Below are 26,848 nucleotides of genomic sequence, written 5' to 3'. Positions count from 1 at the left end.
CGGACAGGAAAAACCGCCCCGCCGAGGGCGGTTTTTTGGGAGAAAATCCTTCTTTGATGACGGCGGAAAAACACGGAAAAACCGCAGTGTCGCCATTATGCCTCACCCCGGAAATGCGGGGTTTTGTCTTTCCGTTGCGGAAACCAGTCTCGCGCAAGCTTCAAATTTTCCCGCCAAGTCACTGATTTTTCTAATCGCTTTTGCTATCCCCGTTTTCCACAGGCACTTCACACAATATCTTGTGGTTAAAAATGGGTTTCAATCTATGGCTTGACGAATCTGTGCCGCGAGAGGAAAGTGACATTTATGTTGCGGCGGCAACGGACCGGAAAGTAACGAGGCCGGTTCCTCTCCATCTTCAGCGCGCATGTCCAAACGGCGGTCCCGACCATGAGGGGGCGGTTCGCCGCAGGCTTTTGCGCGCCTTTCGGAAACCGCCAAAAACATGACGCGAGGACTGGCGGCAGGAAGCTGTTGATACTATATTTAGTATTCCATGACATGCTTGCAGCCGAATAAGCCACGAGATACAGGGATGACATCCAAGGATGAACATCCCTTACAGATCGGCAACAACCGGCTGCGCGAAGGCATCGCACGGCTGGACCGGATTTTTGCGCCCTCCACCGGGCGCCCAATGGACGAGGACAGAAACCATGCGCATTGAACGCCGCTTCACGAAGCCCGGCCAATCGCCTTATGCGGAGATCGACTTCCGCAAGGCCGTCAGTGAAATCAAGAACCCGGATGGATCGATCGTGTTCCGTCTGGCTGACATCGACGTTCCCGCGCAGTTTTCCCAGGTTGCCACCGACGTTCTGGCGCAGAAATATTTCCGCAAGGCTGGCGTGCCGAAGTTCCTGAAGAAGGTCGAGGAAAACGACGTTCCTTCCTTCCTGTGGCGCTCCGTTCCCGATGAAAAGGCGTTGAAGGACGTTCCGGAAGCCGAACGTTTCGGCTCCGAGACCGATGCGCGTCAGGTTTTCGACCGTCTGGCCGGCACCTGGGCCTATTGGGGCTGGAAGGGCAAATATTTCTCGTCCGAAGAAGATGCCCTCGCCTTCCGCGACGAGCTTGCCTATATGCTCGCCACCCAGCGCGTTGCGCCGAACTCCCCGCAATGGTTCAACACCGGCCTGCACTGGGCCTATGGCATTGATGGCCCCGGCCAGGGCCATTTCTATGTCGATCCCTTCACCGGCAAGCTGACCAAGTCCAAATCCGCTTACGAACATCCGCAGCCGCATGCCTGCTTCATCCAGTCCGTCGAAGACGACCTCGTCAACGAAGGCGGCATCATGGACCTGTGGGTACGTGAAGCGCGCCTGTTCAAATATGGTTCCGGCACCGGCTCCAACTTCTCCTATCTGCGTGGCGAAGGCGAAAAGCTTTCCGGCGGCGGCCGCTCCTCCGGCCTGATGAGCTTCCTCAAGATCGGCGACCGCGCAGCCGGCGCCATCAAGTCCGGCGGCACCACCCGCCGCGCCGCCAAGATGGTGGTTGTTGATGCCGACCATCCCGATATCGAAGCCTATATCGACTGGAAGGTGAACGAGGAGCAGAAGGTTGCTGCTCTCGTGACCGGCTCGAAGATCGTCGCCAAGCACCTGAAAGCGATCATGAAGGCCTGCGTCAATTGCGAGGCTGACAATGGTGATTGCTTCGACCCGGCCAAGAACCCTGCCCTGAAGCGCGAAATCCGCGCCGCCAAGAAGGACATGGTGCCGGAAAACTACGTCAAGCGCGTCATCCAGTTCGCCGAACAGGGTTACAAGGACATCCAGTTCAAGACCTATGACACGGATTGGGATTCGGAAGCCTATCTCACGGTTTCCGGCCAGAACTCCAACAACTCCGTATCCTTGAAGGACGACTTCCTGCGCGCTGTCGAGAACGACGGCGACTGGAACCTCACCGCCCGCAAGGACGGCAAGGTCATGAAGACGCTGAAGGCCCGCGATCTCTGGGAAAAGATTTCCCACGCCGCCTGGGCGTCGGCTGACCCCGGCCTGCACTTCAACACCACCATGAACGACTGGCACACTTCGCCGGCCGAAGGCCCGATCCGCGCTTCGAACCCGTGCCCGGAATACATGTTCCTCGACGACACGGCCTGCCACCTTGCCTCGCTGAACCTCTTGCAGTTCAAGGATCAGGCGACGAAGCGCATCGACATCGCCGATTACGAACATGCCGTGCGCCTGTGGACCGTCGTGCTCGAAGTGTCTGTCATGATGGCGCAGTTCCCCTCGCGCCAGATTGCCGAACGCTCCTATGAATACCGCACGCTCGGTCTCGGTTACGCCAATATCGGCGGCCTCCTGATGTCCTCGGGCATTCCCTATGACAGCGATGAAGGCCGCGCCATTGCCGGTGCGCTGACCGCGATCATGACTGGCGTTTCCTACGCCACCTCGGCGGAAATGGCCGGCGAGCTTGGCCCCTTCCCGAGCTTTGCGCCGAACCGCGACAACATGCTGCGCGTCATCCGCAACCACCGCCGCGCCGCCCATGGCCTGTCGGATGGTTATGAGGGCCTGTCAGTGAACCCGGTCGCACTTATCCATGCCGATTGCACGGATCAGGACCTTATCGCCCACGCCACTGCCGCCTGGGACAAGGCGCTGGCGCTTGGCGAACAGCATGGCTACCGCAACGCCCAGACGACGGTTATCGCGCCGACCGGCACGATCGGCCTCGTGATGGATTGCGACACCACCGGCATCGAGCCCGACTTCGCGCTGGTGAAGTTCAAGAAGCTCGCCGGCGGCGGTTACTTCAAGATCATCAACCGCGCGGTTCCGGATGCGCTGCGTTCGCTCGGTTATTCCGAAAGCCAGATCGCCGAGATCGAGGCCTATGCCGTCGGCCATGGCAATCTCAACCAGGCGCCGGCAATCAACCCCTCAACGCTGAAGGCCAAGGGCTTCACCGATGAGAAGATCGAAGCCGTCAACGCTGCGCTGAAGAGCGCCTTCGACATCAAGTTCGTCTTCAACCAGTGGACGCTCGGCGCCGACTTCCTCAAGGAGACGCTCAAGGTTTCCGACGAGCAGCTCTCCGACATGAGCTTCAACCTGCTCGAGCATCTCGGCTTTGCCAAGAAGGACATCGAAGCGGCGAACGTTCACGTCTGCGGCGCGATGACGCTGGAAGGCGCACCGTTCCTGAAGAACGAGCACCTGCCGGTCTTCGATTGCGCCAACCCCTGCGGCAAGATCGGCAAGCGTTACCTCTCGGTCGAATCGCACATCCGCATGATGGCGGCGGCACAGCCCTTCATCTCGGGTGCAATCTCCAAAACGATCAACATGCCGAATGATGCGACTGTCGAGGATTGCGGCAGCGCCTACATGCTGTCGTGGAAGCTGGCGCTGAAAGCCAACGCCCTTTACCGCGATGGTTCCAAGCTTTCCCAGCCGCTCAACGCCTCGCTGGTGGAAGATGAGGACGACGAAGATTTCGTCGAGGAACTGGTCCAGCAGCCGCTCGCACAGCAGGCCGTGACGATCACCGAAAAGATCGTCGAACGCGTCATCGAGCGGGTTTCGCGCGAGCGTGAAAAGCTGCCGAACCGCCGTCAGGGTTACACCCAGAAGGCAACGGTCGGCGGTCACAAGGTGTATCTGCGCACCGGTGAATTCGGTGACGGCCGCATCGGCGAAATCTTCATCGACATGCACAAGGAAGGCGCCGCTTTCCGTGCGATGATGAACAACTTCGCCATCGCCATCTCGCTCGGCCTGCAATATGGCGTGCCGCTGGAAGAATATGTGGAGGCCTTCACCTTCACCAAGTTCGAACCGGCCGGCATGGTGCAGGGCAACGACGCGATCAAGAATGCCACGTCGATCCTCGACTACGTGTTCCGCGAACTCGCCGTTTCCTATCTCGGCCGCCACGATCTCGCCCATGTCGATACGTCTGACTTCTCCAATACCGCACTCGGCAAGGGTATCCAGGAAGGCAAGACCAATCTGCTCTCCACCGGCTGGACACGCGGTTACAAGCCGACGCTGGTTTCCAGCAACGAAGGCGAACGCGCCGGTTCCGAACCCAAGGGCTCGGCAACGGCAGCCCCTGCCCGCGCGTCGGCCAACGTGACCTCGTTTGCAGGCTCCGCCGCCCGCAAGCTGGAACCGACAGTCGCGATTTCCACCTCGGAAATCGTCTCCTTCAAGCGCGATTATGAAGAGCGCGCCAAGGAACTGGCGGAAGAGATTGCCGAAGAGGTAATCGACGACGTGGTTCAGGAAACCAAGCAGACCGCCACCGCCCTCTTCTCCGACAAGGCCGCCGCCGACGCTGCATCGGCCAAGACGGAAGCCAAGAAGGTGGAAAACGAACGCCGCATGCGCTCGATTGCACAGGGCTATACCGGCAACATGTGCTCGGAATGCCAGAACTTCACGATGGTGCGGAATGGCACTTGCGAGAAGTGCGATACCTGCGGTGCGACGAGCGGCTGCAGCTAAGCAAGGGCAACAAGGTTTCTCGGAACCTGAAATTGGCCAATTGCGCAAATGATGGAAATCCGGACACTGAAAAGTGCCCGGATTTTTCTTTTAGAATGACCATGACCTGCCACCTGCGACCCGCTACACCGGAGCGGCCAAGAAGCAACGGGCCTTGAAGCGCCATTAGTCTGACATCGATTGGATCAAATAGTTGGCGTTCCAGATGCCTTCGCATAAACCGCAACCGCAACGAATGCGGCGATACTGACCAGCCCGAGACACGCGTTAAGCGTCAGTGCGAAGCTCAAGCCAAGATTCTCCGTAAGCGCCGCAAAGACGAACGGCGCGCCGGCACCCACCGCAAGCCGAGCGGCTGCCATCTTTCCTGTAATTGCCCCATAGCCTTCGGATCCGAATAGATAGAGCGGCAGGTTTCCCTGTGCGATGCTGTTGATGCCTGAGCCCAGACCAAGGCAGATGGCGAAGGCAACCGCCCCCGGTAGCCAGCTGGCTGTCACCAGCAGGATCAATATGCCCAGCACGATTAAAACAGCGGAAAGCACCGCAAGTGCTGGCGGCGGGAGGCTCTTGCCGAAGATCATGTTGATCAAGCGACTGAGAACCTGAGCCGGACCGAAAAGAGAGCCGATCACGACAGCAGCCGCTCCCAGCCCCACGGTTCCAAGCATCGGCACCATATGGGCGAGGATGGCGGAGAGAGTAAAACCCAGTATCGCGAAAGCGAAGGAGACCAAGATCATCCCACGGCGTCTCGTATGCGAAGGGAGCGCACCCACGACGGTCTCGCGCGCGCGGCTCGTCGTGTCGGCACTCGATCCCGTCTTTCCTGCGCGCATAATCCAGAAGTGAAGCGGCATACAAAGAAAAAGATTAAGTCCCGCGAAGACGAGATAGATCTCCCGCCAATCGAGGTGGACGGCTAACGCAGCCGAGATCGGCCAGAAAATGGTCGATGCGAAACCACCGATGAGAGTGAGATAGGTGATGTTTCGGGACGCCGAACGAGGATTGTTTTCCACCAGAGCCGCAAACGCCGCCTGATATTGCACCATACCGGAGGATATTTCGAGCAGGATGACCGCAGCGGCAAAGATCGCAACCGAGGGCGATAAAGCGCAGAGCGCCAGTGTCAATGCCGCAAGAAACGAACCGATTGTCATCATGGTTGCGGCGCCGATCCGGTCCATCTGCCTACCGATATAGGTTGCCGAAAGACCGCCGATAAAAAGGGACACCGAAAAAACCGCAAACACCTGAGAAAGCGTCAGGCCCAGATCTTTCGCCATGCCGGGCGCAAGGATGCTGAAACTATAATAGAGGGTGCCATAACCCACGATCTGTGTAAGGCCGAGCGCAGAAACGGTGGCCGCAGACGCCCTGAAATCACGCAACGATGTTGCCCTCTTCAGCACGGCCATCGGCAGGGTGGCAGCTGTTGCCACGCTCGACATCCTCCCGGACGGCCGGATGCCCGGCGCAGCAGTCTTCCATCAGGAATTTCACGAGGGACGCCAGAGTATCGTAGCTCGCGCTATAGAGGATCGATCGCGACAGGCGTCGCTGTGAGATCAAACCAGACCGTTCCAGCTCTTTGAGATGGAACGACACATTCGTTGCCGAGACGCCCATGCGCTCGGCGATCACGCCCGCGGCCAATCCTTCAGGTCCCGCGATAACAAGTGCTCGCACGATGGACAGACGGGTCTCCTGCGAGAGAGCCGAAAATGACAGCAGGGCCTGACGCTCATCCATATTTCAACAATCCTTGAATTATTGTATCGATGGATAACGCAGATTATCGAGGCCGACAAGACGATTATGTCGACGTCGTACGGGATGCGGCAGCCGCGCCTCGAAAAGGCGCGGCCCGCCCCCCTCTATCATCCCATAAAATCCACCAGCAGCTTCACATTCAGCGCCGCAATCACCACCGCGATCAGCCAGGCGAAGGCCGAAAGCCAGAGCGGCGAGCGCAGCTCGCCCATCTTCGTCCGGTCGGCGGTGAACATGACGAGCGGGAAGACGGCGAAGGAGAGTTGCAGGCTGAGCACCACCTGCGTCAGGATCAAGAGTTCGGCCGTGCCGCTGTCGCCATAGAAGATGGTGACGCCGGCGGCGGGGACGATGGCGATGGCGCGGGTGATGAGGCGGCGCAGCCAGGGGGCGAGCCGCATCTTGAGGAAACCCTCCATCACGATCTGGCCGGCGAGTGTTGCCGTGACGGTGGAATTGATGCCGCAGCATAAGAGCGCCACGCCGAACAACGTTGGCGCAATGGCAAGGCCGAGCAGCGGCGCGAGCAGATTATCCGCCTCACCGAGTTCGGCGACATTCGTCTGCCCGGTCTTGTTGAAGGTCGCCGCTGCGAGGATGAGGATCGAGGCGTTGATGAGCAGGGCGAACATCAGCGCGATGGTGGAATCGAGGGTGGCGAATTTCAGCGCCTCGCGTTTTTCGGCAACTGTCTCGCCGATTTCGCGGGTCTGCACGATGCCCGAATGCAGATAGAGATTATGCGGCATGACGGTGGCGCCGAGAATACCGAGCGCCAGATAGAGCATATCAGGATTGGTGACGATCTCAGTCGTCGGCGCAAAACCGAGGATCACCTGCCCCCAGTCGGGATCAGCCAGCGCCACCTGAATGGCGAAACACACGGCGATGACGCCAAGCAGCGTGATGACCAGCGCCTCCACCCAGCGGAAGCCGAGCTTCTGCAGATAGAGGATCAGAAACACATCGAGCGCGGTGATGAGGACGCCGAGTTCGAGCGGAATGCCGAAGATGAGGTTGAGGCCGATGGCCGTGCCGATGACCTCGGCAATATCGGTGGCGATAATGGCGATTTCCGCGAGCAGCCAGAGCACCATTGCCACCGGTTTCGGATAGGCGTCACGGCAGGCCTGTGCAAGATCACGGCCGGATGCGATCGCAAGACGCGCGCAAAGCGATTGCAGCACAATCGCCATGATGTTCGAGACCAGCGCAACCGTCAGCAGCGTGTAACCGAATTTGGATCCGCCGGCGAGCGACGTCGCCCAGTTCCCGGGATCCATATAACCGACGCCAACGAGATATCCGGGGCCGAAAAACGCCATCGCCCGGCGAAACGTGCCGGCATTCGGATTGATCCTGATCGAACTGTGAACGTCGGATAACGAGAGGTCGTCGCCGTTTCATCGCCATCCAAAGACTGGCTTGTCCATTTTATGCGCTTTCAAAGGGAAGGTTGAATTGGTGCAGTTGCAAATCATTCGCATAAGCAATAGCGGCTGACAAGGGGAGTTTTTGCAGCCATGCAGACGGTGCCGGGGGAACCTGTACGGTTTGAACGCAATCCGGCGCACCTCCACGTTCCCGTTGGGGGGCCGACACCCCTCCTTCCCGTCCTTCCGACCCTTGCCAGTGCCCAGCCCAGATCCTGCCGCTGAAAAGACTCGTCTCGCCGCGCAGACGCGCCTCTGCTGAATTTCGGCTCAGGGCCGGAATGACGGAGGTCGGATGAGAAAGGGTAGTAGCAAATACGGAAACCGCCGTGCCGACAGGTGTAGACGACGGAGCTACAGCCAGCCGGGCTCACGGCCTTGTCATCGCCCCTGCTCCGCCCTTGCGGAACAGCGCCGCACTTGTCTGCGTTTATATTTCAGGAACACTCTAATACCGGGGAAGTTCATGCGACATGGCCATAAATTCAGCCTGGTGAACCATCCGAGCCGATGGCCGAAATATATCATGGCGTATCGAAGGCCGCGCGACTGGCTGATGACGATCAGCGGCATCGTGCTGCTGTTCATCGTCGCCGCCGCGGTTGCCATGGGTTATCTCGTCACCAGCCATCCCGGCAAGCCGGAGCCAAACCCCGGCATCGTGGAAGAACAGGCAGCAGAGAACGGCGGGTAAGCTGCGGCGCAAACGCGCCGCTCTCAGCTCAACCCCGCAAGATGGCCGCTGAACTGCGCCTCATGCAGGCGGCTGTAATGGCCCTTGGCGGCCAGAAGCTCGGCATGGGCGCCGGTTTCGGCAATGCCGGTCTGGTCCACCACCACGATGCGCGAGGCATCGCGGATCGTCGCCAGCCGGTGGGCGATAACGAGCGTGGTGCGCCCCTTGGCAAGCTCGGTCAGCGATTGCTGGATGGCGCGCTCGGTTTCCGTGTCGAGCGCGGAGGTCGCCTCGTCGAGAATGAGGATCGGCGGGTTCTTGAGGAACATGCGGGCAATAGCGAGACGCTGTTTCTGGCCGCCGGACAATTTAACGCCGCGTTCACCGATGACGGTGTCGAGCCCGAGCGGCATGGCCTCGATGACGCCATCGAGACGGGCGCGCCGCGCCGCCTCCATGATGTCCGCATCCGATGCGCCAAGCCGTCCATATTCGATGTTCTCGCGGATCGTGCCGCCGAACAGGAAGACATCCTGCTGCACGATGCCGATCTGGTTGCGCAGCGAAGCGAGTTTCATTTGTCGGATATCGATGCCGTCAATGGTGATCGCGCCGCTGGTAACGTCATAAAATCGCGGCAGAAGCGAGCAGAGCGTGGTCTTGCCCGCGCCCGAAGGACCAACGAAGGCCACCGTCTCGCCGGCGCTGATCTTCAGGTCGATATTGGTGAGAACCTGCTTGCCCTCGGCATAACCGAAACCGACATGGCGATATTCGATATCGCCGCGCAGCAGCGGCGCGTCCACCGCATCAGGCGCATCGACAATGTCAGGCGCTGTGTCGAGAAGTTCGGTGAAGCGGCGGAAACCGGCAATGCCCTTCGGATAGGTCTCGATGACCGAATTGATCTTTTCCACCGGGCGGAAAAACACGCCGACCAGCAGCAGGAAGCCAACGAAGCCGCCTTCCGTGAGACCGCCCGTCAGCACGAACCATGCGCCGCAGATCATCACGATCATCTGCGTCAGCCGCATGCTCATGTAGCTCAGCGAGGTGCTGGCCGCCATGATCTTGTAGGCATCGAGCTTCGTGCGGCGGTATTTCTGGTTGTCCTTCTCGAACAGCGCGCGCTCGTGGTCCTCGTTGGCGAAGGCCTGCACCACCCGCATGCCGCCGACATTTTCCTCGATACGGGCATTGAAATCCCCCACACGGCCATAAAGCGCGCGGAAATTCTGCGTCATGCGGCCGCCGTAACGGCTGGTCACCCAAGCGGTGACGGGCACGACGGCGGCGGTAATGAGCGCCAGCGGCACATTCACCGACAGCATCAGCAGGAAGGCGCCGATGAAGGTCATGATGGCGATGAACAGGTCTTCGGGGCCGTGATGGGCCACCTCGCCGATCTCTTCGAGATCCTTCGTCAGCCGCCCGACCAGATGGCCTGTTTTCTGGTTGTCGAAATAACGGAAGGAGAGCTTCTGCAGGTGATCGAAAGCCAGACGCCGCATGTCGGTCTCGATATTGATGCCGAGCATGTGTCCCCAATAGGTGACGGTCGCCATCAGCCCGGTATTCAGCACATAGATGACGAGCAGCCCGACCGAAGCGGCGAGAATGATGGCCCATTCACCGCCCGGCAGCAGCACGTCAACAAAGGTCTTCACGGCCATCGGAAAGCCAAGTTCGAGTACGCCCGACAAAACCGCGCAGGAAAAATCGAGAATGAACAGACCGCGATAGGGACGGTAATAGGCGAAGAAACGGCGCAGCATGGCATGACCTGGAGATCGGGCGCGGCAACCTTACGCCGCAATAAAAACGGAGTTTAATTGTCATATTTCAATGCGCGCGCCAAGACCGATGTTCTATTTTTACCAAAATCGTTCAATAGGTTCAGCAATAAACACACAACGGTAATGTGATCGGGTTATATTGCACTTATATGTATCGGTGTGACAGAGTGAATGCACCCCTTGCGGGGAGAATGCGAGAAAGAGCCTGCCGTGAGTAACATTGACAGCCGTAAGCCCAGTGGCGAACCGAGATGGCTTGGTCCCGCCAGCCCGACGCGGATCGCCCTGATCCCGCCTATTTCGGCTGCGCGCTGGCTGCTCCTTCTGGTCGTCCTTGCGGGCATCTATTTCTTCAACGGCTTTCTGGTTCCGGTTCTCGCCGCCCTCGTCATCGGTTTCGCCAGCTGGCCGGTCTATACGCGGCTTCTGCGGCAGGTGGGCGGCAACACGACGCTCGGTGCCACCATCGCCATCATCCTCATCATTGCCTTCCTCGTGGTGCCGATCTTCATCGCCGCCTCCTATACGGCAACCGAAATCCGCGAATGGTTCGGCTGGGCGGTACACGTCAACAAGACGGGCGCGCCCGTGCCGGACTGGATCGCCGCCCTTCCCGCCGTCGGCCCCTGGCTCGGCGAACAATGGGTGAAATATATCGGCACGCCGGGCGCCATCGGCGAGCTCATCCAGCTCGTCAGCGGCGCCAATATCGGCAATATCTACCGGGCGATCCTCGCCGCCGGCAACGGCGCGTTCCATCTCGTGCTGACCCTGCTGTTCATGCTGATCGCGCTGTTCTTCGTTTACCGCAATGGCGCAGGCTTCACCCGTCAGGTCGATCTGGTGGGCGAACGCATCCTGCCGACACGATGGGAACGCATTTCGAGGGTCGTGCCCGCCACCATCAGCTCGACCGTAACCGGCATGACGCTGATCGCCATCGGCGAAGGCATCATCCTCGGCATCGCCTACTGGATCGCCGGCGTGCCCTCGCCCGTCACGCTCGGCGTGCTGACCGGCGTCATGGCGCTCATTCCCGGCGGCGCGCCGCTCTCGTTTACGCTGGTGTCGATCTATCTGGTTGCCAGTGGCTCGCCCGCCCACGGGCTGGCGCTCTTCGTCTGGGGCTCGGTCGAACTCTTCATCGTCGACAAGACCATCCGGCCGAAACTCGTCGGCGGACCGATCAAGCTGCCGTTCCTGCCCACCTTTTTCGGCCTTGTCGGCGGCGTCAAGACCATGGGTTTCCTCGGCCTCTTCATCGGCCCGGTGCTGATGGCGCTGCTGGTGGCAATCTGGCGCGAATGGGTGCGCGAGGTGGAACTGTCCGCCGCCGCCACCACCGAGGCCCCGCCCCCGCCGCCAACAGAGGCCGATCCCGTTGATGAGGTTGCTGCGCTCGAAGAGGATAGCGAGGAAACGACGGCATTTCGGAAAGCTGCTTTTTGATTGGTGAAGCCTGCGGTGAGCGGCGATGACGTGGAGCGCCACAGGCCAAGGCCGCTTCCCTCTCTTTCGTCATGCCGGGCTTGGATACCGGCATCAGCCATGGCTCATCTGCGCAGTGAAAGAGTCTTCCGCGATCAAAGACTTGATCGCGCTGGACCCGCATCTAGTCCGGGGTGACGTGGGCGGATGCTGCGGCTATACCTCAAACAGTCCCATCGCCAGCCCATCCGACCGATCGGTGCCTTCGCCTTAAAGCACCTTTTCCATGAACAGGCTGAGCGGGTCAGGCTTATAGGGCGCAAAGGCCTCGATCTCCACAAACCCCGCCTTGCGGTAAAGGCCGATCGCCTCCGGCTGGCTGATCCCGGTTTCCAGCCGGATGGCGGAAAGGCCGAGTTCGGTACCGCGCGCGACAAGCGTATCCATGATCAGCTTGCCGATGCGCAATCCCCTCGCCTCGGGATCAACGAACATGCGCTTGACCTCCGCCGTGCCATCACCCGCCTCCACCAGCGCGCCGCAGCCGACCACGCGGCCATCGTGTCGCACCACGAAAAAGGAGACATTGTCCTTTTCCAGCTGGCCGATATCGACCAGATGATTGCTCTCGGCGGGGTAAAGCGACGCCATATAGGTATTGGAGAGATCGATGAGGCGCAGAACCGCGTCCTGCCGTGGTGTTTCAAGCTTGATTTCGGTGGCCAATGCGATGCCTGCCTTCTCTATAAAAATGCGTATTTCGTCGTAATGTCACTGCAATCGGGATAGATGAGTTTCTAGAGCATTACTCCCGACAGAGGCAACACACCCCATGAAAACAGCCCTCGTTCTCATGACCTTCCTTGGCTGTGACGACAGCGCCACCGATTGCCATTACATCGCCACCTCGCAGCAGCGCTGGACGAGCATCGAGCTATGTGACGCCGTGTCGGAAAAGGAGCTGGAGCGTTACGCCAATGCGCCCTACCCGGTCGTGGTGGCCGTGTGCCAGACACCGGGCGAGCAGGCCCCGCAGACGGCGGGCAATACGCCCGGCGCGCAGCCTCCCGCCGCGGCAGCACCTGCCGGAACGCAGCAGGCGACCGCAGAGGTAACGCCGAAGGAAGAAGAGAGCCTCACCAGGCAGGCGATCGGCCGCGTCAGCCGTATCCTGCCGTCCACAGAAGGCATAAAGCACCTCCTGGGAACGCCGGTAAGGATGGTCGAAAACAGCTATTCGTGGATCGCCAAGCGGTTCGATAAGTGATTGCGGGAAATGCCACGCCAGCTTTCTTTGCCGCTGCAATGCAGAGGTTTCCTCTGACAGGAAAGCGCCCACGGCCCTCATTCCTGTGCTTGTCACAGGAATCCAGTCGACGCGCGTCTGCGCGGCGCAAGGAGTTTTTTCAGCCCAAGGACTTGGGCTGGCTGGATTCCTGTGACCAGCACAGGAATGAGGGTGAGAAGATGCACCCGCGGAACCCCCAACCTTACGCCGCCTCGAACGTCAGCGCTTCAGCATAATACCGCGCCTTCTGCCGTTCTTCGGCGATGGCGAGCTTGCGCACGGCATGCAGCAGTTCGAACAACGTCTCGGAACCGTTGACGTCGCGGAAATGCGCCAGCAACTCGGCTGAGACGGAGGCTGCCGCCTCAGAAAGCTGCGAGCGGGCGGCGCGGCGCCACATCAGCGTCGCCTCGATGAAGACGTCGACGACATCGCCAAATAGCCCGACGGACTGGAACAGGGCCTTCAGCGCGTGCGGCCGCCCCGTCGCCAGAATGGCGCGCACCTTGCGGTCATCGAGACCGGAGAGATTGACCATCGCCGCTGTGAAGAACTCCAGCCGGCCCGAACAGACGGCGTGGATGAGCAGCGCCGGCGTCAGTTCCAGCCGCTGGCGCAGATGCTCCACCAGCGCCGGCAGTTCCGGTGAGGAAACGCTTGATGCGATGAGGATGGTAGCTGAATCTTCCGCCTCGCGAAAAATACTGTCGGCACGGTTGCGCGCGATCATCGCGTGAACCAGCGCCGAGCCGGCGAGCGCCTCGCTGATGCGGCCCATCAACAGGTGCCGCGCATCGGCCGGCAACGCCTCGCGGCGCAGCAGGAGGTCGCGAATATCGGCGTCGCGGCCATGGCGCTCGGCAATGCGACGCAGCGAGAACGGCGTGATGAAGGCATCGTCGTTTTCGAGCAGGATGATAGTTTCGGGCAGATCGCCGACCTCGGCGAGTGCGGCGCAGACCCCGCGCGGCAGACCGGGCCTTGCGGCAATGAGCGCGCGCGTCAGGCTTTCGCCGCGCCCGGCGAGATCAACCAGGTCGGCCTCGCTGAGAACCGGCGAGCGGGCAATCACCGTGCAGGCGATTTCCGGCTGGTCTTCGGCAAGCGAAACGAGAATGGCGCGCGGTGCGTCTTGGGCATCCGCCAGCGCTTCGGCGAGCGCCAGCCGCACACGCGGTGAAGGGTCATCGAGAAGATAGGTCATCGCCATATAGGCGGCATCGCGGTTTTCCCGCGCCATGTCGGACTGCAGATAGGCACGGCCGAGCGCATTGGCAGCTTTCGCCCGCTCGGTCGATCCAGCCTTTTCAGACCAGCGAAGAAATGCCTGTACGATCACCTGAGCCTCGAAACACATTCATACAATGGATGGCGGCATCATCGCCGCCACCATGTATAAAACTCTAGGCGCAAATGGTTTACGTTTGGTTCACCATAAAAATTAACCGCATCCGAAGAAGGACTATATTTACGGCGCAGTAGAGGGGCGCTGCAGCTGGAATACATCGCTGCCGCCATCGCAGTAATCCATATAGCCCATGCGCGCGACGGGGCGCGACAGGCCCATGTCGATGCGGCCATCGCGGATGATCGTTTCATCGATATGGATCGCCATGACCTGCCCGATCACCATCCACGAATCCGTCGGCTTGCCGTCGACATCCCCGAGTTGCTGTATCTGCGTCACCCGGCATTCCAGAACAGCCAGCGCTTCGCCGACGAAAGGCGCGTCCACCACCCGCCCGTCGACGGCGGTAAGGCCGGCAAGGGCGAATTCGTCGACGTCATAGGCGACAGGCGCAGAAGACGCATTCATCCGGTCCACCAGGTGGCGGCTGACGAGATTGGCGGTGAAGACACCGGTTTCCTCGACATTGCGCAGGCTGTCCTTCCTGCCGCTGGACGAGAACATGACCAGCTTCGGCCGGTCCGAAATCGCATTGAAGAAGGAATAGGGCGAGAGGTTCATGGAACCGTCCCTGCCCTTCGAGCCGATCCAGCCGATCGGACGCGGCGCGACGATGGCCTTGAACGGATCATGCGGCAGGCCATGCTGGTTGGTGTCCGTGGTGTAGAACATCAGACGTCCCCGACCCAGGTGACGACATCGGCAAGCTCCGGCCGCGGCCGCTCCACCGGCGGGAATGTCGTTGAGCCGATGTGGATATAGCCCGCGACCTTCTCTTCCCCGCCGACGCCGGTCTCAGCAAGGAATGCCGGGTCGAAAGCAAGCCATTCCGTTAGCCAGTTCGCGGCAAAACCGCTGGCATTGGCCGCGAAGATGACGTTGAGGCACACTGCGCCGGCGGACATGACCTGTTCCCATTCCGGGATCTTGAAATGCGGCTTGGCGGTGCTGATGACGGCGATGACGACGGGCGCGCGGGTGAAGCGCGTGCGCTCCGCTTCCTGCTGCTGTAGGTCCAGTTCCGGGTTCTTTTCAAGCGCGATCCTCAGCGCCGTTTCACCGAGACGCACACGCTCCTCGCCGCGATAAACCACGAAACGCCACGGCGCGAGCTTGCCATGGTCAGGCACGCGCACGGCAAGGCGCAGGATTTCCTCGATTTGCCCCTTCGAAGGTCCCGGCTCAGCAAGTTGCAGGGCCGGCGTAGAGCGGCGAGCCTTGAGATAATCGAGGAGCTTGATATCACTTGTCATGATCAAAAATCTTCCATTCTGCTGTCATCGCGAAACATGGGCCTTGAAATAGCCATGGCATTGGTTTTGAAGTGATGCGGGAAAATCAAGAAGTCAATCGGTATCGAAAATGTCGGCAATCAAAATCGCGGCACGTCTGGCCATTGCATGTGCTGCGCTTGGTCTTTTATCACAGGCCGCTTTTTCGCAGGATGCCTTTAAAGACTTCAAGCAACTCGGCGGCACGCCGAAAATGCCGAAACTCAACGCTTTCACCGCCCCTTCCGCACCCAATGCCCCCGCAAGCACCGCCCGCGATATCGCCATGGAAGCCAAGCTGACGAGCGAAGGCGAGGCGGTGAAAGAAGGCCTGTCCTGGCGCGTTTTCAGCCCCATTCCCGGCGCTGACGGCAAATTGCCGATGCTGGCAAGCTCCGAGGGCGGCTCGGCCCATTTCAATCTGGTACCCGGCGAATATTTCGTCAACGTCGCCTTCGGCCGCGCCGGCGTCACCAAGAAACTCAACATCCCAACGTCCGGCAACGTTCAGAAACAGGTGCTGATTCTCGATGCCGGCGGCTTCGTGCTGAACGCGGTCGCAGGGTCCGACAAGCAGATTTCCGGCACCCAGCTCAAATTTTCCGTCTATTCGTCGGACGCCCGGCCGGATGGCGAACGCGGCCTCGTCATGGCCGATATCAAGCCCAACACCATCGTGCGGCTAAATGCCGGCACCTATCACGTGGTTTCCGAATACGGCAACGTCAATGCGGTGGTGCGCGCCGACATTCAGGTGGAAGCCGGCAAGCTGACAGAAGCGACGCTGCAGCACCAGGCCGCGCAGATCACCCTCAAGCTGGTGTCCGAAGAGGGTGGCGAAGCCATTGCCGATACGGCCTGGTCCGTGCTGAACGGCGGCGGCGATGTGGTGAACGAAAGCGTCAGCGCGTTTTCGACCATGGTTCTGGCGGAAGGCGAATATACCGCCATCGCCCGTAACAAGGAAAAGGTCTACCAGCGTAACTTCAAGGTCACGTCGGGCCGGGATTCGGATGGGGAAGTGTTGATGAAGGATCAGGCGCCGGAAGATATGACCGGGGATTTCGAGTAAGTCTGATTGAGCCGGCCGCGACGCCAGCGATAACGTCCGAAACTTCTCTTCCGTCATGCCGGACTAGATCCGGCATCCAGCCACGGCGCGTCTGCGCCGTGAGGGACGAGTCTTTCGCGATCAAGGACTTGATCGCACTGGCCCCCGGATCTAGTCCGGGGTGACGGAGTGCGGATGCCCCGCCCTCTGCCAATCATAGCGCTGCTACAGCACATCGTTCACAAACAAAAACGGCCCCCGAAGGGGCCGTTGTCATTTCTCACGCAACCTGCTTCTTCGCCGCAAGCTTGCGCTTCACGTCCGGCGGCGTCGCCTCGTCCACGAGGCTTGTAATGGCCTCCTCGAGCGACATCGACGTCTGGTTTTGCGAACCGAGACGACGGATGTTGACGGTGCGTTCTTCCGCTTCCTTGCGGCCGCAGACGATGATGACCGGAACCTTGGTCACCGAATGCTCGCGGACCTTGTAATTGATCTTCTCGTTGCGGAAGTCGGTCTCAACCGCCATGCCCGCCTCGCGCAGCGCTTCGGCGACCTCGCGGCCGTAATCGTCCGCATCCGAGGTGATCGTGGCGACGACGACCTGAAGCGGCGCAAACCACAGCGGCATGTGGCCGGCGAAGTTCTCGATGAGAATACCGAGGAAGCGCTCCACCGAGCCGCAGATGGCGCGATGGATCATCACCGGCTGCGTCTTTTCGGAGTTCTGGTCGATATAGAAGGCGCCAAAGCGTTCCGGCAGGTTGAAGTCCACCTGTGTCGTGCCGCATTGCCATTCACGGCCGATGGCGTCCTTCAGCGTATATTCGAACTTCGGCCCGTAGAAAGCGCCCTCGCCCGGCATAATGCCGGTCTTGATGCGGCCGCCAGACTGCTCCTCGATGGTCTTCAGAACATCCATCATCACGCTTTCGGCGCGATCCCAGAGATCGTCGGAACCGACGCGCTTTTCAGGGCGCGTGGAGAGCTTGACGACGACTTCGCTGAAACCGAAATCCTCATAGACGGAGAGGATGAGGTCGTTGATGCGCAGGCATTCCGCCGCCATCTGCTCTTCCGTGCAGAAGACATGCGCATCGTCCTGCGTGAAGCCGCGAACGCGCATCAGGCCATGCAGGGCCCCGGAAGCCTCATAACGATGCACGGTGCCGAATTCCGCAAGGCGGACGGGCATTTCGCGGTAAGACTTCAAGCCATGCTTGAAGATCTGCACGTGCCCCGGGCAGTTCATCGGCTTCAGTGCGAAAACGCGCTGATCGGCTTCCTCGTCATCGGGATGGGTGAAGGCATGGGCGGATTTCACCGCGAACATGTTTTCCTGATACCAGCCCCAGTGACCGGAGGTTTCCCACAGCGACTTGTCCAGCACCTGCGGCGCGTTGACTTCCTGATAGGTATTGGCGAGACGTCGGCGCATATAGGCCGTCAGCGTCTGGAACATGCGCCAGCCCTTGCCGTGCCAGAAGACGACGCCCGGCCCCTCTTCCTGGAAATGGAACAGGTCCATTTCGCGTCCGAGACGGCGGTGGTCGCGCTTTTCGGCTTCGGCCAGAACGTGCAGATAATTGTCCAGCTCTTCCTGCGTTGCCCAGGCGGTGCCGTAGATACGTGACAGCATCGCATTGTTGCTGTCACCGCGCCAGTAAGCACCCGCCACCTTCATCAGCTTGAAGGCGGTGCCGACCTGCCCCGTGGAGGCCATATGCGGGCCACGGCAAAGATCGAACCAGTCGCCCTGGTAATAGATCTTCAGGTCCTGACCTTCGGGGATCGCATCAACCAGCTCGACCTTGTAATTCTCGCCCTTGGCGGCGAAGACTTCCTTGGCCTTTTCGCGCGACCAGATTTCGCGGGTAAACGCCTTGTTGCGCTGAATGATTTCCTTCATGCGCTTTTCGATCTTCGGCAGATCTTCGGGCGTGAAGGGCTCGTTCTTGGCGAAGTCGTAATAGAAGCCGTTCTCGATGACAGGGCCGATCGTCACCTGCGTGCCGGGCCAAAGCTCCTGCACGGCCTCGGCCATGACGTGAGCGGCATCGTGGCGGATGAGTTCCAGCGCACGCTTGTCTTCACGCGTGACGATCTCGATCTTGCCATCGGTGATGGTATCGGACAAATCGCGCACGGTGCCGTCAAGCGCAATGGCGACGGCCTTCTTGGCAAGCGATTTGGAAATGGATTCGGCAACCTCGCGGCCGGTCGTGCCGGGGGCGTAGCTGCGGACGGATCCATCGGGAAATGTAAGGGAAATGGCTTCAGACATCGTCTAGTGCTCCTGTCCAGTCCCGCCAACGAATGCGGGTGGTGTTGGAATAATGATCTGCCCGCTGAAAACGGACAGGCAGCCTGATAAAGGCTTTTGCCATTCCAGTCAAAGGTGAAGGGTCGTTCAGCGAAGCATTTCCGCGAGACCATTGACGGTATTGGCGTTGCGGGTCGTGCCTATGCCGAGCCTCCTGGTGGTCAGGACCGGGAGAAGCCGGCTCTCGCTCGGCTTTCCCAGAAAATCGATCCATAAATCGCCACCAATCACGGCGATCTTCTCCTGCCGGCGATATTTTTCGAGAAATCCGAGAACGTCCTCGCCGAGCGGTTCGCGCATCACCCGAACGCAGACATCGGATGGATTGCCATCCGGAAACGGATTCTCAGCCGCCAGTTTCAGCCAGTCGCGAGCCGGGCGAACCATGATATCGACATGTTTGTCGAAACGCTTTTCGAAGGCGCGTTCAAGCCTGTCCTCAATCTCGCGAACTGGAGCATCCTCCGCACGAAAGACCAGGTTTCCGGTGGCTACAAGCGTCCGGCACTCGGCAAATCCCAGTTCTTCAGCCATTGCGCGCAGATCGGCCATGATGAGCCGCTTGCCCGCGCCAAGGACGATGCTGTGCAGCAGCGCCACGTGATCCTTCATCGATGCAGGCTCCAGTAACGCCACGGCGCCCACCAGCGCCTCGTGCTGCCGAGCGCTTCCGGCACCGGGTCCAGTCCGCTCGTGCCGCCAGGGCCGCAGCGCGCAACGCGAAACAGGGTCATCCATCCGCCGGCCCACAGCCCGTGGCGGGCGATGGCCTCATAGCCATATTCGGAACAGGTGGGGATGTGACGGCAGGAGTTTCCGATGAAGCCGGAAAGCGTCAATTGATAAAGCCGGATAAGGCCGACACCAAACAACCGCCCCGGCGTTTTGGCAAAGCTGCCCGCCCAGTTACGGGATCGGCCCGCTTTTTCCGCCGTCTGCTGATGCCGGCAGCCCGGTTCGCCGCACATCACCTAACCTGCGGCGTTCAAAGCCGGCCGGCCTTCGATCTGGTCGAGAGCATCGACCACCGCTTCAAAGGTCAGCATGGTGGAGGCATGGCGCGCCTTGAAATCGCGCACGGGCTGAAGCACCCGCATATCTTCGAAACGGCCCGCCGGCCCTTCGCCGCCCTGTTTCAGCATGGCGAGCATGTCTTCCCGCGCCTGCCGGATTTCGCCGCTGGAAGCGCCGATGATGTGATGCGCCATGATGGAGGCGGAGGCCTGGCCGAGCGCGCAGGCACGCACCTCGTGGGAAAACGCCGTCACGATGCCGCCTTCGACCTTCAGATAAACCTTGAGCTTAGAGCCGCACAGGCGCGAGTGTTTTTCGGCGCTGGCGTCGGCATCTTCAAGAACACCCGTCAGCGGAATATTCCCGGCAAAGTCCAGAATGCGATTATTGTAGATGTCGTCCATCGTCAGGTGCCCGGCGCGCTCAAGATTGCCCAAAAACAGGACAGGTCAAATTTTTCAAACACAGCGTTTGTCGCAGTGAAGCTTTCCTGCCCTTCATTCTCATTATATGCTAACGAGCTTTCTGGACATCAAGCCGTGATGAAATTAACGGCTCCGATACCGAAATAACAGCATCGGTCTTGCCAAAATGCTGTAAAACAACCAGATAGCAGCAACTGCGAACAAATGTTCGCGATGAAAAACGAATTCAGGTGCGGCCTTTACCCGCATCGGGAGAGACGGAATGGATGCGATCGTGAAGAATTTCCCCGGCGCTGGCGCAAAAACCGACGTGGCAGAAGCTCGCCCAAGCCAGGCCGAAGCGGAAGAAGCAGTGCGCGTTCTTTTGCGCTGGGCAGGAGAAAATCCCGCCCGCGAAGGACTTCTGGATACGCCGAAGCGCGTCGCCAAGGCCTATCGCGAGCTTTTTGCCGGTTATGAGCTGAACGTTCAGGACGTGCTCGGCACGACCTTCGAGGAAGTCGGCGGTTATGACGATGTGGTGCTGGTGCGCGACATCCCCTTCTTCTCCCATTGCGAGCACCACATGGTGCCGATCGTCGGCAAGGCGCATGTGGCCTATCTTCCGGCCGGCCGCGTGCTCGGCCTGTCGAAGATCGCCCGCGTCGTTGAAATCTTCGGCCGCCGCCTGCAGACGCAGGAAAACATGACAGCGCAGATCGCAAGATCGATCGAAGAAACCCTGAAACCGCGCGGCGTGGCCGTCATGATCGACGCCGAACATATGTGCATGTCCATGCGCGGCGTGAACAAGCAGGGGTCGACGACGCTGACCACCAGCTTCACCGGCACGTTCAAGAACGATCCGGCCGAGCAGGTCCGCTTCATGACCATGGTGCGCAACCGCTAGGCATCGGACCGAAAAGTGTAGCGCGGGTTTTTGAAAACCCGATGCTCAGACAAATTTTGGAGTGGCGGAGTGATCTCATTTTCCCCGCCGCTCTGAAACCTTCCGCTTTTCTCCCGGGGTAGCCATGTCCATTTCGTTTCCGTCCGCGCCTGCGGACAAGGAAGTGCTCGAAAACGCAGGTCTCTTTTCGCCGAAATTCGATGCCCACGGCCTTGTCACCGCCGTGGTTACCGATGCACGCGACGGCGAATTGCTGATGGTCGCCCATATGAATGCGCAAGCCCTGTCGCTGACGCTCGAGACCGGCATCGCCCACTATTACAGCCGTTCACGCGACAAGATCTGGAAGAAGGGCGAAACATCGGGCAACCTGCAGACGGTGAAGGAATTCCGCACTGATTGCGATCAGGACGCGGTTTGGCTGAAGGTCTCCGTCGCCGGCCATGATGCGACCTGCCATACCGGTCGCCGCTCCTGCTTTTATCGCACCGTCGAGCTCTCCAATGGCGATGCTGTGACGAAGATCACCGACGACACCCGCCATTTCGATCCGGCCACCACCTATTCGGACAAATAAACGGCTACCTTCCATCGGCCGCACCAATTTGCTACCAATATAGCGGGCTCCGGGGATAAGGGCGGAGCTTCACAGAATTGGCAGGGAGTGCGGTCATGTTGGGATGGGGAAATCGTCACAATCATCTTGCGGCTGGAAATCCCGAAGCCACCGGCAATGAGCCGCCCGTCACCCAGATCGTCGACAAACACCGCATAGCGCTCGCCCTTGGCGGCGGCGCGGCCCGCGGCTGGGCCCATATCGGCGTCCTGCGGGCGCTGGACGAGGCCGGCGTGAAGATCGGCATGATCGCCGGCACATCGATCGGCGCACTGGTGGGCGGTTGTTATCTCGCCGGCAAGCTCGATGAGCTGGAGGAATTCGCCCGTTCGCTGACGATGCGCCGCATTGCCGGCCTGCTCGATTTGACGATCGGCGGCGGCGGTCTTTTTGGCGGCATGCGGCTGACCAAGCGCATGCAGGAGCATCTCGAAGGCCTGCGCGTCGAAAACCTCGATCATCCCTTCATCGCCGTCGCCACGGAGCTGCGCACGGGCCACGAAGTGTGGATCCATCAGGGCGATCTCGTTACCGCACTGCGTTCATCCTATGCCCTGCCCGGCATTTTCGAACCCGTGCAATGCAACGGCCGTACGCTGATTGACGGCGCGCTCGTCAATCCCGTGCCGGTTTCCGTCTGCCGCGCCTATGAGCAGGCTCTGGTCGTGGCCGTCAACCTCAACTACGATCTCTTCGGCCGTTCCGCCGTGGTCAAGCACGCGGCCTCACCGCATGGCGGCGGCACACCGCCGGTGGAAACGGCGCCGCGTCCCGGCCTGCCGGGTGTCATGGTGCAGGCCTTCAACATCATTCAGGACCGGATTTCCCGCTCGCGTCTGGCGGGCGACCCGCCCGATCTGATGCTTCATCCCCGCATCAACCATATCGGCCTCTCGGAATTCCATCGCGCCAGCGAAGCTATCGATCGCGGATATGAGGAGACGCGCTCCCGTATTCCGGAGCTTGAGCGCATGCAGCAGGCGTTCCGGCGCTAATACGCTACTTTTAAAAACGTCTCCAAAGCCCAGAATGAATAGATGAAACGCCCGGAGATGGTGAGACCATGTATTGGTATATCTCAGTCCTGCCCCCGACCGACAAAAACATACTGTGCGACACGAATCGATTGATCGGGTTTCTGGAGGGACAGCCTGAGCTCAAACGGACAAACGACGTCACCTTTACGTCGGCGGACGGTCAGCCCTGGATCGACATCGTCATCGTGAAAGAAGCGGCCGATGGCAACTGGTCCAGCAGCGGCAAATTCATTTCACAGTTCAATCGGGTTGAAATTGTCTGCTCTGATTATGAGACGCAAAACTTCTACGTGGAAATATCGGCGAAAATAGCCGACTTTCTTCAATGGCGACTTGTTACCAAGGGCGATGCGTGAGTCCCGGCCCGAGATTGAACCTTTTCCAGCCATCTGACGCCGGGACGCAAAATCATCCGGCAATATAAGCCTTGATGTGCTCCGCTTCGGCTTCGATCTCGCCAATCCGCGCCTTCACCACGTCACCGATGGAGATGATACCGGCAAGGCGGCCGTTCTCTTCAACAGGAACATGCCTGAAACGTCCGCCTGTCATGATTTCCATCAGCTCATCGGTGGTGGAATTGTGATGACAGCGAATGACATTCTTGGTCATGGCCACCGAAACGGATTGCTGGAGGGAAGCGGCACCCTGGCCCGCCACGATCTTCACCAGATCGCGTTCCGTGAAGATGCCGAGAACGACACCGTCGGCGTCGGTCACGACGACGGAACCGATCTTATGCGCATTGAGCGTTGCCGCCGCTTCACCGATGCTGACCTCCGGACCGACAGTCACGACGTCCCGGCCCTTGCGGTCGAGAAGATCCTTTACGAATGTTGGCATGCCTTCCTCCTCTTTTCAGCGATCCGCAGTGCCGCAGTCTCCCCCGGCGGTTGCAAATCATGAGATATGGTGCGCTGAGGCCCGCATGAATGCAATCCCGCATGGGACTTGCGAAAGCAAATTTGCGCCATGGCCGACAAGGAGCGTGATCGGCTCAGACCAATCGTCGATCGAAAAGGCCGAAGAACATAAAGCCTAGCAGAAAGCCGAAAACATGGGCATCCCAGGCGATTTGACCGCCGACATCGCCGAACAGCGGCACGCCCACCGCAATCAGCACATTGCCGAACAGCCACATCAGCGTGAAGATCAGCACCGTGCGGTTGGAAAGCGCCGCAAGAATGCTCTGCCTCGGCATCAGATGGCCGAAGGAGGCGCTATATCCGCCACGCGCAGGGAAAGCGAAGCGGCAGGCCGCCCCCATCAGCGCCGAAACGACGCCGGATGCGCCGATCAGTACCGTCACATCACCCCAGTTCAACGCGGCATGACCAAAGGCCGAAACAGCGGCGGAAATGCACCATAACAGCACGAAGCGCACTGTTCCGATCCGGCGCAGAACCGGCGCGCCGAAGGCCATCAGCCACAGGCCATTAAAGAGAATGTGCTCGATACCGCCATGCAGGAAAGAATAGGTCACCGGTGTCCAGAGCCATTCCAGCCCCTGCTGCGAAAAAGGCACCGCATAACGCAGCGGAATGAAGCCAAAGGTGAAGATGAACCAGCCATTGCCTTCCTCCGACAGAAGATAGGCGGGAACCACATAAGCGATGATCAGCGCGGCCAGTATGCCGACCAGCAGCGATGGCAGATTGAAGACGGGATTACTCGTATCGTCTTTCGGCTCCGGTGTTTCCGAAACCGGCGGCTGTTCGCCGTCCCCGTAGGACATGATCCCATCCCTGTCTTGGTCGAATTTTGCGTTCCCCGAGCAATATAGGAAGCCCGAACGAAAAAAAAGCCGTCCCGCCTTTGAAGCGCGCGACGCCCAAACCGCAATCGGTCAAGACGCCGGGCCAGGGACGGTCCGGCTTGCGGGCCCGCCGTAAAATAACGGGCGGCGCCATCGAATTGTGCTGACGGAGCTTTCCCCGACATGGCCGCACCGATGCCACGGCCATTGCCGCCATTCAACATCAACCCTTTGTTAACCTTAACAAATCCAGTTGGCACGAAAATCGCTACACCTCAGAATACAGACGTTCGGATGGACATGATGTCCCAAAAACGAACATGGAGAGATGCTATGAAGAGCATGGCCGGACTGGACATATATGCCTATTGGGATGAATTGCGCGGCAAGCGATCGGCCCCTCGACGCGAGGACATCGATCCCGCAAAGCTGAAACATCACCTCGGCGATCTTTTCATCCTCACCGACAAGGGAGAGAACACCCCGTTCTTCCGCCTTGCCGGCACACGTCTCTGCGACCTCTTCGGCCGCGAGCTGCGGGATCGCCCGTTTTCGGAACTGTGGCATCAGGCAAATGCCACCTTCCCCTGCCGCGTTGCCCGCGGCATCCTTCATCATCAGTTGCCCGTGGTCTTCGATCTCGAGGCGGAGGACAGCCATGGCGCCGCACCGCTGGCATATGAAATGCTGCTCCTGCCGCTGCGCACGGATCCGGACGCCGCTCCAAGGTTGCTCGGGGCCCTGCTTGCGGAGCGGCCGCGACACGAATTCGCCGCGCCCATCCAGCATCTGTCAATGAAAAGCAGCCGCCTGCTGCGCCTGGACATCGCGCCCGTAGAATATCCGATGGATACGCAGCGCGCCGAAAGCTGCTGACCGACCTGTTTCACCGCTCCCAAACCCGTCTGGAAAAGGTGCGGCGGCGTCGAAACCTCAAAAAAATAGGTCAGAACTGTAACGATATTGCCGATCAGAAAAATTGTAGAGATTAAACAATACAGTCTGTTAACTCGCGCAAGGTAGAAACTTACCATCATCATTCATTACAATTGCGCTGCTCATGTTTTCGTCCCGTTCGGTCAACACCGCCCAAATCCTGCGTCCGGTTGAGGAAGCTCATCTTGACGACGCCGTCCGCGTGTCCTTCACCGGCCGCCTGATGTTGCCCGACCATGAAGAATATGATTGCACCGCGACCGAGATGACCGCCGAAAGAGCGCAGTTCACCTGCTCGGGTATTGCCCGCCACGGAGACCGCGTCATCGCTTATCTCCAGCATATCGGCCGGATCGAAGGCACGGTGACATCGCTCACCGCGTCGGGCTTTCTCATCGCCATCAACGCGCCGGAGCGCAAGCGGGAAAAACTTGCCGCCCAGCTGGCATGGATCGCCAAGCGTCAATTGCTCGGCCTGCCGGAAGACCGCCGCCACGACCGCCTGACGCCGCGCAACGCGAGAGCCCAGCTTGTTCTGGAAGACGGCGTGCTTGTCGCCTGCCGACTGATTGACCTTTCCCTGTCGGGTGCGGCAATCGAGATCGAAAACCGGCCGCCGCTCGGAAGCCGGGTCCAGCTCGGCAAAAACATGAGCGGCAAGATCGTGCGCCATTTCATGGAAGGCGTCGCCGTCGAATTCGACCGCGTCCAGTCGCCCGACGCACTGATTGAATTTCTCTAGGACGCTCCACCAAACGCGGCAGGTTCTGCGCCCGTACGAATAAGTGCGGCATTTGACGTGCTTTGCGCTCGCCCTAGTCGCATGATTGAGAAGATTCCCGGACCACGGTTTGGCAGTCTATGCTTTGTCCTTCGCGGCTGTATCGGGTTCACGAGCCGCTGATAGCTTCCGGCGCTCCATTCTCTGCTTTCTCGCTGCCGAACTTTTCCATTTTCATGCCCCGACCGCGCACGACATCCTGCGCATGCTCAGCGTGCCGGACGGAAAACGTAACTACCAGGGACAGCTGTGCGGCAGATCGGTCCACCATATTCGGCAAAAAGGATAAACGCGGCGGAACATGTCGCGCCCTTGATCAGATCATCCACGGCACGAAAATCGACCCGCAAAACTTTTTCCAGAAAAAATGCAGTTTTTTGAAGTTTTTTTGCCGCTTTTTCCGGCCTGTCCCAGCCTGAAACAGCCATCCCAAAACGAGAAATCCACGCCTTCGGTACCGTTCGCTAAC

The 26,848-nt window shown here is 59.8% G+C and carries 26 protein-coding genes and 1 pseudogene; 12 read left to right on the top strand and 15 right to left on the bottom strand.

All coding sequences use genetic code 11. The annotated features are described in order from the left end of the window. Positions 1–535 precede the first annotated feature (535 nt). Together ASB65_RS29105 and ASB65_RS14090 are read left to right on the top strand one after the other, a co-directional pair. The gene (locus ASB65_RS29105) at positions 536–667 is read left to right on the top strand and encodes a hypothetical protein (RefSeq protein WP_020812850.1); all 132 of its coding nucleotides are present in this window, start codon (positions 536–538) and stop codon (positions 665–667) included. Continuing rightward, positions 657–4,475: a vitamin B12-dependent ribonucleotide reductase gene (locus tag ASB65_RS14090; protein WP_060724324.1), complete on the top strand. Its 3,819-nt coding sequence runs from the start codon at positions 657–659 to the stop codon at positions 4,473–4,475. Before ASB65_RS29105 ends, ASB65_RS14090 begins: the two co-directional genes overlap by 11 nt. Positions 4,476–4,660: 185 nt before the next feature. On the opposite strand, the gene arsK is transcribed toward ASB65_RS14090, so the two are convergent. The 3 genes and pseudogenes from arsK to ASB65_RS14075 all read right to left on the bottom strand — a co-directional run bounded on the left by arsK (position 4,661) and on the right by ASB65_RS14075 (position 7,684). Further along, the gene (gene arsK / locus ASB65_RS14085; protein ID WP_173992186.1) at positions 4,661–5,896 is read right to left on the bottom strand and encodes an arsenite efflux MFS transporter ArsK; all 1,236 of its coding nucleotides are present in this window, start codon (positions 5,894–5,896) and stop codon (positions 4,661–4,663) included. Next, entirely contained in the window at positions 5,862–6,230 is a 369-nt protein-coding gene (locus ASB65_RS14080; protein ID WP_020809330.1) for an ArsR/SmtB family transcription factor, read from the bottom strand. The genes arsK and ASB65_RS14080 overlap by 35 nt, the downstream gene beginning before the upstream one ends. A gap of 128 nt (positions 6,231–6,358) precedes the next feature. Continuing rightward, positions 6,359–7,684, bottom strand: a pseudogene (locus ASB65_RS14075) (Nramp family divalent metal transporter). A gap of 466 nt (positions 7,685–8,150) precedes the next feature. Here ASB65_RS14075 and ASB65_RS14070 point away from each other — a divergent pair. Further along, on the top strand, positions 8,151–8,378 hold the full coding sequence (locus tag ASB65_RS14070) for a hypothetical protein (protein ID WP_003508088.1): 228 nt from the start codon (positions 8,151–8,153) through the stop codon (positions 8,376–8,378). Between the two features lie 23 nt (positions 8,379–8,401). On the opposite strand, the gene ASB65_RS14065 is transcribed toward ASB65_RS14070, so the two are convergent. After that, positions 8,402–10,135 carry an ABC transporter ATP-binding protein gene (locus ASB65_RS14065; protein ID WP_060724321.1) on the bottom strand — a complete coding sequence of 578 codons (1,734 nt, stop codon included), beginning with the start codon at positions 10,133–10,135 and terminating at the stop codon, positions 8,402–8,404. A gap of 231 nt (positions 10,136–10,366) precedes the next feature. Here ASB65_RS14065 and ASB65_RS14060 point away from each other — a divergent pair, with 231 nt between their 5' ends. Next, the gene (locus ASB65_RS14060; protein WP_060724320.1) at positions 10,367–11,605 is read left to right on the top strand and encodes an AI-2E family transporter; all 1,239 of its coding nucleotides are present in this window, start codon (positions 10,367–10,369) and stop codon (positions 11,603–11,605) included. Positions 11,606–11,854: 249 nt separating this feature from the next. Here ASB65_RS14060 and ASB65_RS14055 read toward each other — a convergent pair whose 3' ends face one another. Next, positions 11,855–12,310: a GNAT family N-acetyltransferase gene (locus ASB65_RS14055; RefSeq protein WP_003508080.1), complete on the bottom strand. Its 456-nt coding sequence runs from the start codon at positions 12,308–12,310 to the stop codon at positions 11,855–11,857. A gap of 106 nt (positions 12,311–12,416) precedes the next feature. Between ASB65_RS14055 and ASB65_RS14050 the strand changes: the two genes are divergently transcribed. Beyond that, the gene (locus ASB65_RS14050; RefSeq protein WP_060724319.1) at positions 12,417–12,851 is read left to right on the top strand and encodes a hypothetical protein; all 435 of its coding nucleotides are present in this window, start codon (positions 12,417–12,419) and stop codon (positions 12,849–12,851) included. 223 nt (positions 12,852–13,074) lie between these two features. Here ASB65_RS14050 and ASB65_RS14045 read toward each other — a convergent pair whose 3' ends face one another. From ASB65_RS14045 to ASB65_RS14035, 3 genes are all read right to left on the bottom strand, one after another. Beyond that, a complete protein-coding gene (locus ASB65_RS14045) occupies positions 13,075–14,229 on the bottom strand; it encodes a DUF2336 domain-containing protein (RefSeq protein ID WP_060724318.1) in 1,155 nt (384 codons plus the stop codon). Positions 14,230–14,340: 111 nt separating this feature from the next. Continuing rightward, on the bottom strand, positions 14,341–14,952 hold the full coding sequence (locus tag ASB65_RS14040) for a flavin reductase family protein (protein ID WP_020809325.1): 612 nt from the start codon (positions 14,950–14,952) through the stop codon (positions 14,341–14,343). After that, a complete protein-coding gene (locus ASB65_RS14035; protein WP_060724317.1) occupies positions 14,952–15,533 on the bottom strand; it encodes a nitroreductase in 582 nt (193 codons plus the stop codon). Before ASB65_RS14035 ends, ASB65_RS14040 begins: the two co-directional genes overlap by 1 nt. A gap of 109 nt (positions 15,534–15,642) precedes the next feature. Here ASB65_RS14035 and ASB65_RS14030 point away from each other — a divergent pair, with 109 nt between their 5' ends. After that, the gene (locus tag ASB65_RS14030) at positions 15,643–16,623 is read left to right on the top strand and encodes a hypothetical protein (protein WP_060724316.1); all 981 of its coding nucleotides are present in this window, start codon (positions 15,643–15,645) and stop codon (positions 16,621–16,623) included. Positions 16,624–16,882: 259 nt separating this feature from the next. Here ASB65_RS14030 and thrS read toward each other — a convergent pair whose 3' ends face one another. From thrS to ASB65_RS14010, 4 genes are all read right to left on the bottom strand, one after another. Then, positions 16,883–18,886: a threonine--tRNA ligase gene (gene thrS, locus ASB65_RS14025; RefSeq protein ID WP_060724315.1), complete on the bottom strand. Its 2,004-nt coding sequence runs from the start codon at positions 18,884–18,886 to the stop codon at positions 16,883–16,885. Between the two features lie 126 nt (positions 18,887–19,012). Beyond that, on the bottom strand, positions 19,013–19,537 hold the full coding sequence (locus ASB65_RS14020; protein ID WP_060724314.1) for a DUF1697 domain-containing protein: 525 nt from the start codon (positions 19,535–19,537) through the stop codon (positions 19,013–19,015). Further along, positions 19,534–19,893, bottom strand: coding sequence for a membrane protein insertion efficiency factor YidD (yidD, locus tag ASB65_RS14015; protein WP_003508065.1), 360 nt, complete (start codon positions 19,891–19,893; stop codon positions 19,534–19,536). Before yidD ends, ASB65_RS14020 begins: the two co-directional genes overlap by 4 nt. A 3-nt stretch (positions 19,894–19,896) precedes the next feature. Next, positions 19,897–20,343 carry an iron-sulfur cluster assembly scaffold protein gene (locus ASB65_RS14010; RefSeq protein WP_026364143.1) on the bottom strand — a complete coding sequence of 149 codons (447 nt, stop codon included), beginning with the start codon at positions 20,341–20,343 and terminating at the stop codon, positions 19,897–19,899. Between the two features lie 283 nt (positions 20,344–20,626). Here ASB65_RS14010 and folE point away from each other — a divergent pair, with 283 nt between their 5' ends. The 4 genes from folE (at position 20,627) to ASB65_RS13990 (ending at position 23,262) form a co-directional block, all read left to right on the top strand. Then, a complete protein-coding gene (gene folE / locus ASB65_RS14005) occupies positions 20,627–21,253 on the top strand; it encodes a GTP cyclohydrolase I FolE (protein WP_003508063.1) in 627 nt (208 codons plus the stop codon). Between the two features lie 124 nt (positions 21,254–21,377). Then, positions 21,378–21,830: a phosphoribosyl-AMP cyclohydrolase gene (gene hisI, locus ASB65_RS14000; protein ID WP_020811294.1), complete on the top strand. Its 453-nt coding sequence runs from the start codon at positions 21,378–21,380 to the stop codon at positions 21,828–21,830. Between the two features lie 95 nt (positions 21,831–21,925). Next, positions 21,926–22,864 (top strand): patatin-like phospholipase family protein, encoded by a 939-nt coding sequence (locus ASB65_RS13995; protein ID WP_003508061.1) that lies wholly within the window; start codon positions 21,926–21,928, stop codon positions 22,862–22,864. A gap of 68 nt (positions 22,865–22,932) precedes the next feature. Further along, a complete protein-coding gene (locus ASB65_RS13990; protein WP_020811296.1) occupies positions 22,933–23,262 on the top strand; it encodes a hypothetical protein in 330 nt (109 codons plus the stop codon). Positions 23,263–23,314: 52 nt separating this feature from the next. Here ASB65_RS13990 and ASB65_RS13985 read toward each other — a convergent pair whose 3' ends face one another. After that, entirely contained in the window at positions 23,315–23,749 is a 435-nt protein-coding gene (locus ASB65_RS13985) for a CBS domain-containing protein (RefSeq protein ID WP_003508059.1), read from the bottom strand. A 154-nt stretch (positions 23,750–23,903) separates the two neighbouring features. After that, on the bottom strand, positions 23,904–24,641 hold the full coding sequence (locus ASB65_RS13980) for a rhomboid family intramembrane serine protease (RefSeq protein ID WP_003508058.1): 738 nt from the start codon (positions 24,639–24,641) through the stop codon (positions 23,904–23,906). Between the two features lie 354 nt (positions 24,642–24,995). Between ASB65_RS13980 and ASB65_RS13975 the strand changes: the two genes are divergently transcribed. Both ASB65_RS13975 and ASB65_RS13970 read left to right on the top strand, forming a co-directional pair. Then, entirely contained in the window at positions 24,996–25,538 is a 543-nt protein-coding gene (locus tag ASB65_RS13975) for a PAS domain-containing protein (RefSeq protein ID WP_020811298.1), read from the top strand. A 184-nt stretch (positions 25,539–25,722) separates the two neighbouring features. After that, positions 25,723–26,340 carry a PilZ domain-containing protein gene (locus tag ASB65_RS13970; protein WP_003508056.1) on the top strand — a complete coding sequence of 206 codons (618 nt, stop codon included), beginning with the start codon at positions 25,723–25,725 and terminating at the stop codon, positions 26,338–26,340. A 248-nt stretch (positions 26,341–26,588) separates the two neighbouring features. Here the strand turns inward: ASB65_RS13970 and ASB65_RS13965 are convergent, their stop codons facing one another. Continuing rightward, entirely contained in the window at positions 26,589–26,807 is a 219-nt protein-coding gene (locus ASB65_RS13965) for a hypothetical protein (protein ID WP_233282996.1), read from the bottom strand. Between the last annotated feature and the right edge of the window lie 41 nt (positions 26,808–26,848).

It is taken from the genome of Agrobacterium tumefaciens str. B6, assembly GCF_001541315.1.
In the GTDB taxonomy this organism is placed as follows: Bacteria; Pseudomonadota; Alphaproteobacteria; order Rhizobiales; family Rhizobiaceae; genus Agrobacterium; species Agrobacterium radiobacter.
Note: the sequence above shows the minus strand (reverse complement) of the source record. Positions and strands in the feature narration are given on the sequence as shown.